General features: G+C 72.8%; 15 protein-coding genes. 5 read left to right on the top strand and 10 right to left on the bottom strand.

The annotated features are described in order from the left end of the window. Positions 1 to 9: 9 nt before the first annotated feature. Together ACFXOA_RS24265 and ACFXOA_RS24260 are read left to right on the top strand one after the other, a co-directional pair. Positions 10 to 1,314 (top strand): Cpe/LpqF family protein, encoded by a 1,305-nt coding sequence (locus ACFXOA_RS24265; protein ID WP_385032317.1) that lies wholly within the window; start codon positions 10 to 12, stop codon positions 1,312 to 1,314. Further along, positions 1,311 to 2,300: an EamA family transporter gene (locus ACFXOA_RS24260; RefSeq protein ID WP_385032314.1), complete on the top strand. Its 990-nt coding sequence runs from the start codon at positions 1,311 to 1,313 to the stop codon at positions 2,298 to 2,300. Before ACFXOA_RS24265 ends, ACFXOA_RS24260 begins: the two co-directional genes overlap by 4 nt. On the opposite strand, the gene ACFXOA_RS24255 is transcribed toward ACFXOA_RS24260, so the two are convergent. The 5 genes from ACFXOA_RS24255 to ACFXOA_RS24235 all read right to left on the bottom strand — a co-directional run bounded on the left by ACFXOA_RS24255 (position 2,252) and on the right by ACFXOA_RS24235 (position 8,470). Further along, on the bottom strand, positions 2,252 to 3,283 hold the full coding sequence (locus ACFXOA_RS24255) for a GNAT family N-acetyltransferase (RefSeq protein ID WP_385032311.1): 1,032 nt from the start codon (positions 3,281 to 3,283) through the stop codon (positions 2,252 to 2,254). The genes ACFXOA_RS24260 and ACFXOA_RS24255 overlap by 49 nt on opposite strands. Beyond that, positions 3,280 to 4,983, bottom strand: a complete 1,704-nt coding sequence (locus ACFXOA_RS24250) for an ABC transporter substrate-binding protein (RefSeq protein ID WP_385032308.1) — start codon at positions 4,981 to 4,983, stop codon at positions 3,280 to 3,282. The genes ACFXOA_RS24255 and ACFXOA_RS24250 overlap by 4 nt, the downstream gene beginning before the upstream one ends. After that, on the bottom strand, positions 4,980 to 6,143 hold the full coding sequence (locus ACFXOA_RS24245; protein WP_385032305.1) for a GNAT family N-acetyltransferase: 1,164 nt from the start codon (positions 6,141 to 6,143) through the stop codon (positions 4,980 to 4,982). The genes ACFXOA_RS24250 and ACFXOA_RS24245 overlap by 4 nt, the downstream gene beginning before the upstream one ends. Further along, positions 6,140 to 7,429 carry an ATP-grasp domain-containing protein gene (locus tag ACFXOA_RS24240; protein WP_385032302.1) on the bottom strand — a complete coding sequence of 430 codons (1,290 nt, stop codon included), beginning with the start codon at positions 7,427 to 7,429 and terminating at the stop codon, positions 6,140 to 6,142. Before ACFXOA_RS24240 ends, ACFXOA_RS24245 begins: the two co-directional genes overlap by 4 nt. Positions 7,430 to 8,005: 576 nt before the next feature. Then, on the bottom strand, positions 8,006 to 8,470 hold the full coding sequence (locus ACFXOA_RS24235; protein WP_385032299.1) for a DUF5709 domain-containing protein: 465 nt from the start codon (positions 8,468 to 8,470) through the stop codon (positions 8,006 to 8,008). Between the two features lie 371 nt (positions 8,471 to 8,841). On the opposite strand from ACFXOA_RS24235, the gene ACFXOA_RS24230 reads away from it, so the two are divergent. The 3 genes from ACFXOA_RS24230 to ACFXOA_RS24220 are packed head-to-tail and all read left to right on the top strand — an operon-like array spanning position 8,842 to position 12,376. Further along, a complete protein-coding gene (locus ACFXOA_RS24230; RefSeq protein ID WP_385032296.1) occupies positions 8,842 to 10,620 on the top strand; it encodes a diacylglycerol kinase family protein in 1,779 nt (592 codons plus the stop codon). 1 nt (position 10,621) lies between these two features. Beyond that, positions 10,622 to 11,575 (top strand): YihY/virulence factor BrkB family protein, encoded by a 954-nt coding sequence (locus tag ACFXOA_RS24225; protein ID WP_385032293.1) that lies wholly within the window; start codon positions 10,622 to 10,624, stop codon positions 11,573 to 11,575. Continuing rightward, positions 11,576 to 12,376 (top strand): phosphatase PAP2 family protein, encoded by an 801-nt coding sequence (locus tag ACFXOA_RS24220; RefSeq protein WP_385032290.1) that lies wholly within the window; start codon positions 11,576 to 11,578, stop codon positions 12,374 to 12,376. Positions 12,377 to 12,476: 100 nt separating this feature from the next. Here ACFXOA_RS24220 and ACFXOA_RS24215 read toward each other — a convergent pair whose 3' ends face one another. From ACFXOA_RS24215 to ACFXOA_RS24195, 5 genes are all read right to left on the bottom strand, one after another. Continuing rightward, positions 12,477 to 12,884: an SHOCT domain-containing protein gene (locus ACFXOA_RS24215; protein WP_385032287.1), complete on the bottom strand. Its 408-nt coding sequence runs from the start codon at positions 12,882 to 12,884 to the stop codon at positions 12,477 to 12,479. A gap of 78 nt (positions 12,885 to 12,962) precedes the next feature. Beyond that, entirely contained in the window at positions 12,963 to 13,457 is a 495-nt protein-coding gene (locus ACFXOA_RS24210) for an FBP domain-containing protein (RefSeq protein ID WP_385032284.1), read from the bottom strand. A 50-nt stretch (positions 13,458 to 13,507) separates the two neighbouring features. Further along, positions 13,508 to 14,005 carry an NUDIX hydrolase gene (locus ACFXOA_RS24205; protein WP_385032282.1) on the bottom strand — a complete coding sequence of 166 codons (498 nt, stop codon included), beginning with the start codon at positions 14,003 to 14,005 and terminating at the stop codon, positions 13,508 to 13,510. A gap of 96 nt (positions 14,006 to 14,101) precedes the next feature. Beyond that, entirely contained in the window at positions 14,102 to 15,001 is a 900-nt protein-coding gene (locus ACFXOA_RS24200; RefSeq protein ID WP_385032279.1) for a hypothetical protein, read from the bottom strand. Next, positions 14,998 to 16,011, bottom strand: coding sequence for an SPFH domain-containing protein (locus ACFXOA_RS24195; protein WP_385032276.1), 1,014 nt, complete (start codon positions 16,009 to 16,011; stop codon positions 14,998 to 15,000). The genes ACFXOA_RS24200 and ACFXOA_RS24195 overlap by 4 nt, the downstream gene beginning before the upstream one ends. Positions 16,012 to 16,131 lie beyond the last annotated feature (120 nt).

Raw genomic sequence — 16,131 nt, 5'->3', positions numbered from 1 at the left:
GGAGCGACGATGACCGATCTGCCCGGACCCGACGCGACGAAGGGCAGGGACGCGCGGCCCCTGCTCGGCGCGGACACCAGCCCTCTCGGGCGGCGCACCGGCTGGGCGGTGGACCTGCTCACCGCGGCCGAGCCTCCCCGGGACGAGGACCTGACGGCACACTTCGTTCCCGTCTTCCTCGCCCGCCACCCGCGGGGCTTCGCCGCCACCGTCGAACAGTGGCGCGGCCTGGGCCCGTTCACGGTGGCCGACTACCAGCCGGTCGCCCACAAGTCCTGGGTCACCCTGGAGAACCCAGCCGGGGTCCGCTCCACCCTGTCCCTGACACTCGACTCCTCCGGTCTGATCCGGGTACTGCATCTGGGGCCGGAGGTCGTGACACCGCCCGTGCGGGCGTGGGACGACCTGGCACGTGCGATGGAGCAGCCCGGCGTCACCTGGTCCGCGCTGGTGACCCGCGCCGCGGGTGAGGAGACCGCCACCCTGTATGCGAAGGACGCCGACCGGCCCATGCCCAACGGCTCCTCGTACAAGCTGTACCTGATGCGGGCACTCGCACAGGCCGTCACCGCGGGAACGGTCCGCTGGGACGACGAGGTGACGGTGACACCCGCCCTTCGCAGCCTGCCCACCGGGGACATGCAGGAACTCCCGGACGGCACCAGGGTCCCGGTGCGCGAGACCGCCTACAAGATGATCGCGATGAGTGACAACACCGCCGCCGACCTGATCCAGGACCTGCTGGGACGCGACGCGGTGGAACGGGCCGTGGAGGAGGGGGGTCACCGTCAACCCGCGCTCCTGCGACCCTTCCTGACGAGCCATGAGGTCTTCGAGATCGGCTGGGGCGACCCGGGGCGCCGCGCCGCCTGGGCGGTCGCCGGCGAAGCGGGCCGCCGACAGCTGCTCGGGACGGTCGCGGGCCCCCTGACCGTACGCGGGTCGGACCTCGGCCCCACCGTCCACCAGCTCGGCCTCGACTGGCACATGAGCGCCTGGGACGTCCAACGGGTGCTCGACGGCCTCGCCGAGGACGGCGTCCGTGACGGGAGCGGAGTCGTCGACGAGATCCTGACGGCCTATCCGGGGGTGCCCGTCGACCGGGCGCGATGGCCCCGCGTGGTGTTCAAGGGTGGTTCGTGCCCCGGCGTGATGATGTTCTGCTGGCTGCTCGAGGAGCACGACGGTGTCCGGTACACCGTCGTGCTCCAGCAGTCCGCCGACGACCAGAAGCTCATCGGGGACGGTCAGTTCCTCCGCGGCATGGGCGGCCGTGTCATCGGGTCCGGACTCCTGTCCGGGCAGGCGTCGTGACCGCCCGGGACCGCTCCCTCGCGGTGCTGGTCGCCGTGCTCTGGGGGCTCAACTTCCTCGCGGTGCGCGTCGGCCTCGACCACTTCCCGCCCTTCTTCCTGGCCGCGCTGCGCTATCTGGTGCTCGCGGTGCCCGTGGTCCTGTTCGTGCCACGCCCAGGGGTGCCGCTGCGCTGGCTGCTCGGGTACGGACTGGGCTTCGGCGTCGCCCAGTTCGGACTGCTGTTCCTCGCCATCGACCAGGGCATGCCGTCGGGGCTCGCGTCCGTGGTCGTCCAGGCGTCGGCGCCGTTCACCGTGCTCCTGGGGGCGCTGCTGCTCCGCGAGCGGGTCACCGGGCGGCAACTGGCCGGCATCGGGCTCGCGGTGCTGGGCATGGTCGTGATCGCCGTGGACCGCGCGCGTACGGCGCCCCTCCTGCCCCTCACCCTGACCGTGCTGGCCGCGATCGGCTGGGCCGTGGGCAACCTGGCGAGCCGGCAGGCCAAGCCGCCGTACCCGCTCAGGTTCGCCCTGTGGATGGCCGTGGTGCCGCCGGCCCCGCTGCTCGCGCTGTCCGCGGTCAAGGAGGGCCCGGGCACGGGGTGGCGCGCGCTGGGGGCCGCTTTCGGCCCCGACGGCTGGCCGGGCCTGGTCGCGCTCGTCTACATCGCGCTGCTGGGCAGTGTGGTCGGTTCCGGCATCTGGACCGCCCTTCTGAAGCGCTACCCGGCCGGAGTGGTCGCCCCGTTCTCGATGCTCGTCCCGGTCGTGGGGATCGCGGGCGCCTGGCTGGCCCTCGGTGAAAGGCCCACGGGATGGGCCCTCACCGGTGGGGCTGCCGTCGTCGCCGGTGTACTGCTCGGCACGGGATGGCTCCCCGCCTTCCTCCGGCGGGGGACACGCGCGGCGACAGTCCCCCCGCCCCCCGGGGGGAGCCGGAGCCTGCCGCCGGACGGTCAGACCGCGGGGCCAACCGGAGCCTCCCAGGGGACCCAGAGTTCCTGAGGCACGAAGCCCATCGCCTCGTTGACAGCGATCATCGGACGGTTGTCGTCCGCGTTGGCCGTCTCGATCAGACGGACCCTCGGTTCGTACTCCCGGAGATGGGCGAGATTGGCGAGCTTGAGCAGCAGCCCGAGATGGTGGCCCCGGTGGGAAGGGGCCACCACCGTCATGCCCTGGAGGGCGTGTTCGGGGTTGCCCGAGGTCTTCGAGACGCTGGTGAAGCCGGCCAGTTCGCCGGACTCCTCGTGGACGGCGCCCACGTGATAGGCGCGCCTGCCACGGCCCACCCGCATCCGTTCGAAGCGACGCACATGGCTCGTCCGGATGGCCTCCGGGCCCTCGTCCCAGGTCTCCGGCGCGCTCGCGCCCAGTGACCGGCCCAGTTCGGACACCGCGACCGCGAATCCGTCCGGCGTGATCGTCCCCCACCGTTCGAGCCGGTAGCCGGCGGGGACCGCCGGTGTCCCGTCGGTCAGCGGATCGTGCAGGTCCAGCGCGAGCCACTGGTGGATCCCACGCGGCCCGCCGGCGGGAGCGGCGCCCACGGACACCGCGAACGCCGAGGGGCCCTCGTCCCGGGCCGGCCCGCCCGGCAGCGCCTGGACCAGGTCGGCGACCAGGGCACCACGCCCGTGCGCGCCGGCGAGCCGCCGCGCCCGGCCGAACAGGGCGGTGCCGATGCCCCGGCGGCGCTGCTTCGGTGTGGTCAGCAACTGGTCGACGACGGCGACCGGAGCGCCGTCCGGCAGGACCAGCCGCAGCGCGCCGACCATCTCCCCGTCGAGGAAGGCGACCTCGTCGACGAGCGCGGCGTCCGGGGGCGCGAACCGCACCGAGCCCGCGAGGTCGGCCTCGCAGGGCGGGGCCGTGGACAGCGGGACGTCCTCGAAGCTGCCCACGGTGAGCCGGAGCCAGGCGTCGAGGATGCCCGGGTCGCCGGCGTCCAGCGGGAGGAAGCGCAGGTCCGCTGCTGTGTCGTTCATTCTGTGTCGGTCTCCCGCTCGCTGCTGGATTCGGTGACGCCCATGGCCTGGATGTCGTACAGGCCGAAGGCGGGATGGACGTAGACGTTGGTGGCGCGGGGGCCCCGGTAGTGCAGGGTCTTGTCGTGGACCAGGGGGAGGATGACCGCGTGGTCCATGACACGGCGCTCCACCTCACGCCACAGTTCCGCGCGGGCTGCCGGGTCCGCGGTGTGCAACCCGGTGTCGATCAGCTCGTTGACCTTCGGGTCGTCGAGCTCGGAGATGTTCCAGTTGCCGCCGCCCGGACGGATGAGCCGACCGTCGACCAGGGGCGCGAGGAAGCCGTACTCGGTGGGGAAGTCGGCGCCCCAGTCGGTGACGACCAGGCCGAGGCCGTGTTCCCGGACCGTCTTCGGGGACCCGGCGCCCTGGCTGAAGTACGTCGCGACGTCGAGCTCCTTGACGGTCAGTCCGATGCCGACCCTGGCCACGGACCGGACGACCGCGTCCGCGACCATCCGGAACTTGCCGCGCTGGGTGCCGATGACGGCGTCGAAGCCGTCGGGGAGCCCCGCGGCGCGCAGTTCGGCGCGCGCGGCGTCGAGGTCGCCGCGCAGGTCCGGACCGGTCGGATACCGGTCCAGCGGCTGATGGGCGGGGAGACCGGGCGGGAACAGGGCGGTGGTCAGATCGCCTCCGGTGACCGGGCCGCCACGGGCCTCCTGGAGGAGGATCTTGTCGGCCGCGTGATGCACCGCCCGCCGCACGTGCACGTTGTCGAAGGGCGGGACATGCGGCTGGAGCGAGACGAAATGCAGGAAGCTCGTCTTCGGGTTGTCGGTGCGTGAGCGCAGCACGGGGTCGGTCGCGAGTCGCCGCTGGGCGGCGTGCTGAAGGCCCCGCCCCTCCAGGTTGATGTCGAACTCCCCGGCCGTCAGACGCTCGTCCATCTCGTCCGGGCCGAGTCCCATCGTGATGTCCACCCGGTCCGGCAACGCGGGGCGTACCGGGTCGGTGGTCCGGTCCCAGTGCGGGTTGCGCTCCAGGAGCAGTCCGCTGCCGGGGCGGTGCGCCGCGATCCGGTAGGGGCCGGTGCAGCGCGGGTCGTCTCCGTAACGCGCACCGGTGTCGGCGTAGCGGGGCACCGGGGACACACAGGGCTGGGTCATCAGGTGGTCGAAGTCGGAGAACGGGGTGCGCAGCCGGAAGACGATCGTGCGGGGATCCGGGGTGAGCACCGCCGCCAGTCCGTCCTCGCCGTCCCGGTAGGGTCCGGCGTACGGCCGCTCCGGGTCGTCCAGCAGCGGCACCAGGTACGTGGGACCGCCGGGGAGCACGTCCTGCGCGAAGATCCGCCGCACGGCGTATCCGACGTCGGCCGACGTGACCGGCGTCCCGTCGTCGAAACGGACCCCCTCGCGAAGCCGGTAGGTCCAGGTCCTGTTGCCGTCGCCCGCCTCCCCGGGGGCCTCCGCGAGGTCGGGCACGGGGACCAGTCCGGCCGGTCCGGGGTCCGTGGGGTAGGCCATCAGGGTCCGGTTGAGCAGACGCTGCAACAGCCACACCCAGACGTAGTAGGTGCGTGCGGGATCGAGCGAGTCGACCCCGGCCGAGGAGACCAGTCGCAGCGTTCCCCCGCGCCGGGCGGAGGGGTTGACCGTCGCGCCCACGGCGGCGTCCCAGCCCGCGCCCTCCCGGTGTTCGGTGACAGCGCTCATGGTGTGCTCGTCTCCCGGTCGTCGGCGGGCGTGCCCGCGGGGCCTTCGGCGCGGGGTGTCCGCAGCAGGTAGGAGCGTTGCTCGCTCGCGAGGCAGCCGCGGGCCAGCTTCGCCTGGACGCTGCCGATCCCGGCGTGCAGGACGGTGGCGCCCTCCTTCGCCGCCGCGTCCAGCACCTCGTAGTAGAGGACGTCGTAGTAGAGGGGCAGCTTGCCCTGGGCCTCGTAGTCGAAGCCGGCCCGGTGGCCGTACCACTGTTCCTCCCCGCGGGCCCGGGACCGCAGTTGCATGCCGAACCCGATGACGGTGCCGTGCCGGCGTGCCACCGACACCAGGACGTCGTCGCCCATGATCTCCGCGATCCTCCCGATCATGCGGGCCGAGCCCTCGTCGCTGGCCGGATTCCCGTACTTGCGCAGGAGGTTGGCGTCGAGCTGCCCGAGGCGTGGACACAGTTGCCGGGTCAGCGGCTCGACGCTGACCTCGACACCCGCATCCGCGAGCGCCCGTCGCTCCAGGCGCACCCGGCGACGCCGGTGCGCGCTCATCTCGTCGACGAACTGCTCGAAGCCGCCGGGCGGGATGGCCAGCCAGGCGTAGTGGTCGGACGGGTGGTGGCGGTAACCCCGGTCCTCCAGCAGAGCGACCAGAGCCGTGTCCCGCACGTCGACGTGCGGGAAGCAGACGGTGGCCGCCCCACGCTCCTCGGCCATCCTCTCGGCCCTGTCCAGCAGCGCCGCGAGGTCCTGCCGGGTCGCACCGGGTGCGGCCAGCGCCCGGGTGCGGCCCAGATGCCGCCCGCCGCAGACCAAGGACGGGAGCAGACGGTCCGGATCGCCTCCGGCGACGTCCCGCAGCACGCCGGCCGCCTCGGGGACCCCCTGCTCCAGGGCGCGCCGCAGCATGGCGTCCGGCCGGGCCAGCAGCCATGCGACGGAGTCGTCACCCCAGGCGGTGACCAGACCGGCGACCGGGACGCCGTCCCGTTCACGCACCAGGAAGTCCATCGCCGTACCGGAGTTGTGCTCCTGCACGGTGAGCCACCGGGAGGTCTGGAAGAAGTCCTCCGGCCCGAGCAGGGAGGACCAGTCGGCGGCCTCCAGCGCGGCGGCGCCGTCCACCGTCCGTATGCCGTCGAGACCTCCGGTGTACGGGCTCACCGGAGGTCTTCCTCGACGACGAAGTCGAGCAACGCCGCTGCCTTGTCGGCGAGTTCCTGCGCCTCGAGCCTGTCGGGCCCGCTGCAGTAGGTGAAGCCGACGCACGAGGAGTTGTCCATCCGCTGGAGCAGGTGGTCACCCTTCTCGACGTGCAGGAGCACCTGGACGCCCTCGACGGCCTGCGCGGCCTCCAGCCCGTCGACACGTGAGAGCGTCCCGCGCCGGGCCGGATAGATCATGCGCACGGCGGCGCCGCCCCGGTGGACGACGGGTTCGATCGGCGGGGTGACGCCGATGGCGAGCAGCCAGGCGTCCAGGATCGGGCTGCGGCCGGTGACATCGGTCACCAGCATCGTCATGCAGCTGGACGGGGTCCGCGGATTGGCCTCGATGACGCGCCAGCCGGACTCCGTACGCCGGACCTCCGTGTGGCAGGGCCCGTACCGGTATCCGATCATCTCCAGCGTCGTGCGCACCACGGAGTACAACTCGTCGCGCTCGTCGTCGGGCAGCGGCACGGGGAAGGTGTGTCCGCACTCGATGTACGCCGGATCGCCGAAGAGGTCCTTCGAGGTGACGCCGAAGACATGGGTGTGCCCGTCCACGGTCATCGTCTCGACGCTGACCTCCTCGCCCTCGACGTACTGCTCCAGCAGGACGTCACCGCTCCGCGGCTGCCCGCGCAGACTGTGACGCACGGCGGACAACTCCTCCCAGGCCTCGATCAGTTGTGTCATGTCGTCGACCCTGCGCACCCCGTAGCTGATCGCCTCGGCGGGGGGCTTGGCGATCATCGGGAAACCCAGTCTGCGGGCGGCCTCGTCGAGTTGGCCGCGGTGGCCGACCAGCACGTGCGGGATGTTGAACGGCTGGTCGCCCAGCGCGATCCGGAGCCTGTCCTTGATGTTGGCGGTCCGTACGGCGTCGGGGTCCGGGCCGGGCAGGCCGAGACGCCGGGCGGCTCGCGCCGCGAGCTCGGTGTGGTAGTCGGAGAACGAGGTCAGCCCGTGCACCAGGGACGAACCGTCCTCGCCGGTGACGACTCCGAGCACGGCGTCGAGGTCGGTGGTGTCGACGTCGATCACCCGGTCCACGACGGCCAGCGGGTGGGTGTCCCAGTCGTGTCCGTGGGTGTACCAGGACCGGTCACCCGTCAGCAGCCACACCTCCAGGCCGTGCTCCTGCGCCTGCCGCAGCCCCAGGACGAAGGGATGGTTCTGCATGTGCTCGACGATCGCGATCCGCTTCCCGGCGAACTGCGCGTAGTCGGCCAGAGGTGTTGTCATCGGACGCCTCCCGTGTGGGTGATGTGCAATCGACCGGTTCCGGGTTGTCGGGGGTTCGCTGAACCGCGTTCCCGGAGTTCAGTTGAACCGCCGGCGGGCCTGCCGGGCCATGCGCCGGGAGGCAGGACGCATAGGCGCCGGGCGAGGCGCATAGGAAGCGGGGCGCCGGACGTGCCGAACCGGGGTGCGCAGGCGGAACGCGCGCCGGGTGGTCCGCTCCCCGAACCGGCAGCGGCCGGGGCGCCCAGCGGTGTGGACGCGCTGTCGAGGTGCGCACGGGCGATCACCGGCGGGCGGCTCCCGCGGTGTGACGCGGCGAACGGGCCCCACCCGCGGAAACCCGGGTGGAGCCCGTTCGTGGACCGGGTACGGCGTGCTGCGGCCCCCGGCCGTCAGCGACGCTTCATCCGGGGGAGGAAGCCCCGGTGCCGCCATGGCGGGGGAGGACCGCGCCGGGGCTCGACGGCCCCTCTCCCGGATCCGGGCAGCGACCGGTTCCGGAGGCGCGGGGTCATCCTTGGACGTCCCCGCCGGCCGCGATACCCGCCGGCGGGGACGTCCTGCCCGCCCGGGGACTCAGCTCTCCTCGTCCTCCTCCTGGATGTGAACCGCGGCTTCCTCCGCGGAGGCCGCGCCCCCGTCGATACCCACGTCGTGGCCCAGCACCCTGTTGTTGCGGCGGTTCGCCGGGTCCTCGTCGGCGACGGCGACCCGGCCCGCGCGCTCGCCGCCGGCGTCGTTCTCCTCGGGACCGTTGTCCTCGGGCTCGTCCCCCGGGTCGTCGGCGGCGAGCGCCCCGGTCTCGGGGACCTCCTGCGCGAGGCGGCGGTCGAGCGACTCGCCCTCGCGCTGCTCCTCGCCGGTCGTGCCGTACTTCGACACGCCCAGCGGCTTCTCCGGCGGCGAGTACCCCGTGTCCAGGATGTCGTCGAGGCCGGGCTCGTCGATCACGTTCTCCGGGTCGAGGTCGTCCGTGGGCCGGTCGTCGCCGTCCGAGCCGTTCGGCTGGTAGACGTCGTCACCGCGTCCTTCTTCCGGCATCGGGATGCTCCTTACCTCGAGGTTGTGCCATGTCCGCCGGCGCCCCTGGCCGGGGCGCGCGGCGTCGCCGCTCTCCTGCCCCACGCGCCGGCCGTCGATGCGTGTCCCCCGGAGGCCGCGCGGCGCCCGGGGCGCCCGGGCCGGTCCGGCCGTAAGGGCTGGTCGGGCGGCCACGGCCGGACCCCGTCGGCTTCGGCAGCCTATGGCCGATCCCCGGCCGCTGCGACCGGGGACCGGCCCTCCGAAGGGGACGTGGCGCGCTCCCTCCGCCGGGCGGCAGGTCTGGAGCCCGGCGGAGGGGGCAGACGGCGGACGCCGGGAAAAGCCCTGCCCCCGCGAGAAGACGAGGGGCGCCGACCGACGGGAACGCGATGCCGACCGACACACCGGACAGACGTACAGCCTTCGCCGGCGGGCACGTCTCCGCCGTACCGACCGCCCCCGTCCAGCGGCCGTCGGCGCCGCCGCCCCCGTCCGCCGGCGAAGGCCCCGGCCGGGCCCCGGGGCGCCCCGGAGGCATGGGGCGGGCCGGAGGCATGGGGCGGGCCGCCGGAGTCATAGCCTCCACGGCCGTCTGCCAGGCCGCGCTGATGGTGGGGCTCGGTCTCCTCATCACCGGACCCGCGGCCGGGCTGTGGCCGCTGACGGCCGAGGACCGGGTGAACGAGGCGTTCGAACGGGCTCGCACCGGCACGTTCGACACGGTGTCGCTCGTCGTGTCGGAGGCGGGCAACACCCTCACCGTCGTCGCCGTGACGCTCGTGGCGTGCCTCGCCCTGCTCTTCGTGCCGAGGCTTCCCCGGCGGCGGGAGGCGCTCTTCCTCGCGACCGCCGTGTCGCTCCAGGCCCTGGTCTTCCTGGTGATCACCGAGGCCGTGGACCGCACCAGGCCGGATGTCGAACGGCTCGACGCCTCGCCTCCCACCTCCAGCTACACGTCCGGCCACACCGGTGCGGCGACCGCCCTCTACGCCGGGCTCGCGGTCCTCGTCCTGCACCGTGCGAGGGGCCGCTGGCGGGGGCCCGTCGCGGTCCTGCTGATGCTCGTGCCCCTGCTCGTGGGCCTCGCACGCGCCTACCGGGGCATGCACCACCCGACGGACATCGCCGGCGGCATCCTCAACGGCGGGCTGTCCCTGCTCATCGTCGGCCGCGCGCTGCTGGCGGGGCCCCACGTGCCGGGCGGCAGGCCGGAGGGCGCCGGCGCCCCCCGCACGGAGACCGCGGTGGCGCCGGGCCGCACGGTGGTGGTCCACAACCCCACCGTCACCGACCGGAGCTCCTGCGCGGAGCTGCGGCGCGTGCTCGACGCGCACGGCCGTCCGGGAGCGGAGTTCGTGCCCACCACCGCCGACGACCCGGGGGAGGGCCAGACACGGCGGGCCGTGGAGGAGGGCGCCTCGCTCGTCGTGGTCTGCGGAGGGGACGGTACGGTCCGCGCGGCGGCCGAGGCCCTGGCGGGTACGGGCATACCGCTCGCGGTGGTGCCCTGCGGCACCGGAAACCTCCTCGCCCGCAACCTCGGCCTTCCCGTCAAGCCCGAAGAGGCGCTCGCCGTGGCGCTGACAGGTGTCCCGCGCCGCATCGATCTGGGCCGGCTCGAAGGCGACGGCATGGCTCCCGCGCACTTCACCGTGATGTCCGGCGCGGGGCTGGACGCGGCGATGCTCGAGAGCACCAGCGACCGCGCCAAGGCAGTGCTCGGCTGGCCCGCCTACGTGGTGGCGGGGCTGCGGGAGCTGCGAGCCCCCCGGATGCGCCTGACCGTCGTCGTCGACGACGCGCCGCCGCTGCGCCGCACCGCGCGGATGGTCCTGCTCGCCAACACCGGAAAGGTCCAGGGCGGAGCCGCCCTCGTCCCGGAGGCACGGCCCGACGACGGTCTGCTGGACCTCATGATCCTCGACCCGCGCGGTCCCGGCGGCTGGCTGAGCGCCGTCGTCTCCCTGCTGCGCCGGCGTACGGAAGGAACGCCGAACCAGGACGGTGCCCCTTCGGTGGAGTACTTCACCTTCCGCCGTGCCGAGCTGCGCTTCGACGCCCCCCAGCAACGCGAGCTGGACGGGGATTCCGTCGGCCCGGGCCGACGGCTGACCGCCGAGGTCAGGCCCGGCGCGCTGACCGTGCTGATGCCCGTGGGAGGGGAGTGACATGGGCACCGCCACCAAGGTCCCGCAGACCCGTGACATGGCAGGAAGCGAGCTCTCCGGTGACGAGGCCCTGGTCACCCTGAGGCGCTACGGCCGGTGGCCGCTGCTCCGGGACTCCTTCGTCCGGTTCCGGTACGCCGACGGGTTCAGCCACTCCCGTGCCCTCGCCCTCCAGACGGTGCTCGCCGTGGTGCCGCTGGTCATCGCCTTCGTGGGGCTCTCCTCCGCACTGCACACCGAGGACCTCGGCAGGGTGGCGGAACTGACGATCCAGCGCATCACGGCCGGGCCCAGCGCGCAGGTCGTCGAGGACGCTCTCGACCGCAGCCGGGAGCACGCCGACGACGGCGCCCAGCTCGCCCTGTGGTTCGGGCTCGTCTTCTCCCTGACCAACACCACCACGGCCATGTGCCAGATAGAGCGGGGAGCCAACCGGATCTACGGGGTCGAACGCGACCGGGACTTCCACCTGAAGTACCTGCGCGGCCTGGTCATGTCGTTGACCGCGGGCATTCCGCTCGGCATCGGATTCGTGGCGATGGTGGCCGGCGGTGACCTTGTGGCCGCTGTGGTCGACGTGTACGACCTGGGTTCCGGAGCCCGTTCCGCCTGGGACGTCCTCCGCTGGCCCGCCGGGGTGGTGCTCGTGATCCTCTCGGCCAGTGCGATCTTCCGCCGTTCGCCCAGACGGCGTCAGCCGGGCTACACGTGGCTGGCCTTCGGCGCCGCGGTCTATCTCGTCCTCTGGACGACCCTGACCTGGCTGCTGAGCCTCTACCTCGACATCAGCGGGTCCTTCGACACGGTCTACGGCCCGCTCACGGCCTTCATGTCCCTGCTGCTGTGGGCCTACCTCACCTCGATCGCCCTCTTCCTGGGCCTCTCCTTCGCCGCACAGCTGGAGGCCGTGCGGGCAAGGAAGCCCGGACCCGTACAACCCGACCCAGGAGCCTGAATGCCCGCACGACCCGCTGTCCCCGGACTCCGGCGGAAGCGGAGGGACGCCGACCGCAGATTCGGTGTCCGGCTCTTCGCCTCCTCCGCCGTCGCCGCCCTCGCCGCGGTGCTCTTCGGCCTGCTCCTCGTTCTCGTGGAGAGCGGCTGGCATCCCCTGCGGCGCCTCGACGCGGGAGCGGCACGGTGGCTGAACCGGACCGCGCTCGACCATCCGGCGTGGACGGGCACGCTGCGATTCCTCTCCGACGTGGTGTGGGACCCCGTGACCCTGCGGGCGGCGGTCGCCCTGCTCACCCTGTGGCTGCTCCACCGCCGGGCGTGGCGGCTGGCCGCGTGGGCGGCCGTCACCGCGGTGGCGGGCGGGCTCGTCGGCCTCCTGGTGAAGGTGGTCGTCGAGCGTGCGCGGCCCTCGCTCCCGGACCCGGTGGCGCACGCACCCGGCTACTCGTTCCCCTCGGGACACGCGATGACCGCGACGACCTCCTTCGCCGTGCTGCTGCTGGTCCTCCTGCCGATGGTGCGGCGGGGCCTGCGGCCGCTCTGCTGGGCCGTGGCCGTCGTCTCCGTGCTCGGCGTCGGGTTCACCAGGATCGCGCTCGGCGTCCACTGGTTCAGCGACGTCGCCGGCGGGTGGACGCTCGGGCTGGCCGTGGTCGCCCTCACCGGCTGGTCCTTCGAGGCGTGGCGCGCGGACGCGGGTCTCGGGCGCAGCGAGATGACGCAGGGGCTGGAGCCGGAGCTGAGCGACGACGACCCGGAGGCCGATGCGGACGGCCCGTCCGCCGGCCGGGACGCCTGACCCCGGCGGCTTCGGCGGGCAACGGACCACGCACCGGCCCCCACACGCGAGACCGCCGCCTCCCGCCCGGTGCTCCGGGGCGGAAGGCGGCGGTGTCCGGTCACGCGAGAAGCTTCGCCTTGGCCTGGTCGTACTCCTGCTGGCTGAGGTGACCCTGGTCCTTGAGTTCGGCAAGCTTGGCGAGGTCGGCCACATGCCCCTCGCCCTTCCCCGAGCCGCCCTCCGGCTGTGCGGCCTTCCGTACGTACGAGCGGAACGCCTCCTCCCGCTCCTCGGCCTCCTTGACGTCGCGTCGCCCCATGCCCTTGCCCCTGGCGATCAGGTAGACGAGTACGCCCACATAGGGGAGCACGATGACGAAGATGACCCAGGCCGCCTTCGCCCAGCCACTCAGGGAGTGGTCCCGGAAGATGTCGGTGATCACCTTGAACAGGAGGAAGAACCACAGAACCCAGAGGAAGACGTACATCATGGTCAGGAAGAGGTTCAGCAGCGGATAGTCGTCCATGGGGCTACTCCGATCGTGCGGATGGTCCCCTATTCGTACATCTGCTGATGAAACATCGCATTTCTGACGTTCCGGCGCTCAGGTGGAGAGGGTGTCGAGGAAGGCCGACAGCTTCTGCCTGGTGCGCTCGATCTGCTGCTCCACCGTCAGTGACTCCTCGAAGCGCCCGCCGGGGGCGGGTGACTTCCTGCCGCGCACGTACAGCGAGCAGTCGAGGTCCGTGCACAGGTAGATCCCCACCGAGTTCCCGTCCCGGCCCGCCTGGCCCCGCTTGCGCGCGGTCATCAGGGAGACCCCGCTGCCCGGGTGCGTGGTCAGGCAGACCGAGCACATGCTGCGGTGCAGGAAACCGCGCTTGTGGGACGGGAAGCGCAGCGTGACCCCGATCAGCTCTCCGCGCAGTTCGGTGACGAGATAGCTGCGGTCCGGAGCGGAGAGGTCGCGCCATCCGAGGAAGTCCAGATCGGCCCACGGCCGCTCCTCGAGGTCGCGCGGCAGCGGCAGTCGCTTCGCCTCCCCCTTGGAACAGTTGACGAACGACGCGCGGATGTCCTGCTCGGTCACGGCTCTCATACGGTCGACGCTAACTCTGCCTATGACACCTAGGCAAATAATTATTGACCCTAGGCCGGTGCGTGCCCGGTGACCCGCAGCACATGCGCCGGCGGGTGCGTGACGCCGAGGTCCGGACGCCAGGCCGCGAGGATCTGGGCCGACGGATGGAACAGAGGGCCGGGGAGCGCGTCGAGCGCGGTCCACCGCCACGCGCTGATCAGATGGGGCTCGGTGACGCGGGGGTCCCCGGATTCCGCCCGCACCAGCGCCGCCATGCTGATCCGGTTGATGCCGCCGGCCACGTCGTGCACCATCGCGATGACCTCCACCTCGGCCTCCGGCACCACGAGCCCGGTCTCCTCGCGCAGCTCACGCGCGGCCGCGGCGGCGACCGACTCGTGCGTCGGGTCGACCTTCCCGCCGGGGAGCTCCCAGGTCCCGTCGCGATGGCGGCCGAGCAGGATCCGGTCCTCCGCGTCCTGGACGATCACCCCCACCCCGAAAGCGGCCTGGGCGAGGGGCGGACGGGTGTTGCGGGCCGGGGTGCCCGCGGTGTCGCTGCTCATGCGTCTCACTGCTCCCGGTCGCCGGTGACAGGCCCACCGTCCGCTTCGCTGCGGGGCCGGACGGGTCCACGGAACGGCCCATCCTCACACGCGTGGTCAGGTGACGAGGCGGAGCGCGGTGTCGGAGACACCGATCCGGACGGACTGGCCCCACGTCAGCTCCAGGGCGTCGGACTCCATCCCGTCGCCGAAGACCACCATCCGGTCGGACTCCACCGTCAGTCCGAGCCAGTCCCCGGCAGCCAGCTCACCGGCCACCGAGGAGGTCCCGGTGGCGGGAGACGGCCACGCCTCGCGCACGAACCACACCAGCCGAGGATCCGTCGGAGCCGGGAGCGTCATCCGGCTGCCGCGCTCCAGCCAGAGGGAGCGCAGCCAGCCGGTGGATCCCGTGCCCGTGCCGACGAGGACACCCGAGGACGCCTGGACCTCTCCGGCGGCCCGCGCGCCGTTCCGCGTGATGCGGTAGCGGGCGGTCTGGTGGCCCGGCGAACCGAGGTAGATCTCGTTGAGGGCGAGTAGCCGCTGGGTGTCGTCGGCGACGGCCTCGGTCATCGTCAGCGCGTCCACTCCGGTGCCCGGTGAGACGGCGGCGTCGCACAGGGCCCCGGTGTCGCGGGGCCTGTGGCGCACGAGGACCCCCGGATTGCGGCCGGGGTCGGCGTCGATTCCCACGACGGGCTGCCCGGACAGGTACTTGGCGACGTTCGCGACCAGGCCGTCCTGCCCCACCACGATGACCACGTCCTGCGGTCCGAACAGGAAACGGTCCAGGTCCGCCCGCTCCACCCGGCTGCGCCGCCAGCGCAACGGCACCGCCGCGGCGACGTCGGCGAGAGCCCGCACCGCACGCCGGTGACGCTCGGCCACCTCCTCGACGGACCGGCCGCGGCCGGCCAGGACGAACGCGGCCTGGCCGTGCGTGCCGTGCCGGGCGAGGAGTTCCTCGTACTCGGTCCGCCGGTGCACCAGCACCGCACGGGGGGCCAGGCTCACGCCCGTTCCCCCGGCTCCGGACGGTTCAGCCGGGCGAGGAGCCCGGTCAGGACATCCGGCGACAGGGTGAGGCTGTCGATGCGCGGAAGGTTCTCCGCGAACTTCGTCGCGGCCAGGGCGTGGAGCGTGCCGGGGGTGACGCCGCCGTGCGCCGTGAGCCACGCGGCCTGCGCCTCCGCGCGCGCGGCGCCCACCTCCCGCGCGGCCTCGGCCTCGGCCCGGGCCAGCCGGACGGTGCGGGCGGCCTCGGCCGAGGTGCGAACCTCGTCGGCCGCCGACTTCTCCTCGGCCTCCCGGCGGGCGTTGGTGCCCCTCTGGTCCACCAGCTGCTCCTCGCGGCGCGCGAGCTCGATCTTGCTGGCGAGCTCGTTCTCCGCGATGGTGCGCTCACGCTCGACGGCGACCGCCCGCCGCTCGTAGACCGAGCGGTCCGCCTCCTGCTGGATCTGCTCCCTCGCCGGGGTGCGCAGGGCGCGCTCGACCTCGGCCTCGGGCCGGATGGCGACGACACGCACCGCGACCACCTCGATCCCGGTCGAGGGCAGACGCGGCTCGCCCGTCAGCCCTGCCGCGACCCGCTCCCGCACCGCCGCGACCCCGTCCACCAGCGCCGTGGCGAGCGGGGTGCGGGCGAGTACGTCCAGGGCGTGCTGCTGCGCCGTCTCGGTGAGCAGGGTCGCGATCTGCTCCAGCGGAGTTCCGCGCCAGACCCCGCTGTCGGGGTGCACGTAGAAGTCGAGACGCGCCGCCGCCAGGGCGGGATCGCTGATCCGGTAGGTGACGGTGGCCTGCACGGTCACGTCCTGGAAATCGGCCGTGCGCGCGTGGAAGGCCATCGCCAGCTCGCGGTCGTCGACCGGGACCTCGGAGAGCGCCGCCGAGAGCGGGCGGTACCAGAAGCTCAGCCCCGTGCCGTCGTGGGCCAGGCTGCCACGCTTGTGGTGGCGGATGTGTGCGGTCGGTGCGGAGCGCAGGTGCCGCCAGCCGAAGCGCCGGGTGATGTCTGCCATGTCGAGCCCCCTATTTCTCGTCAAGAAGACGATAAAAGGTGCCCCGTCCTCTCGTCAACAGGACGAGAAGGGGGGTGTGCGAGGGTCCGGAAACGGGTCGGCCGGTGGTCTCGACGAGAC

The sequence above is a fragment of the Streptomyces sp. NPDC059166 genome (genome assembly GCF_042755185.1).
Lineage (GTDB): Bacteria > Actinomycetota > Actinomycetes > Streptomycetales > Streptomycetaceae > Streptomyces.
Note: the sequence above shows the minus strand (reverse complement) of the source record. Positions and strands in the feature narration are given on the sequence as shown.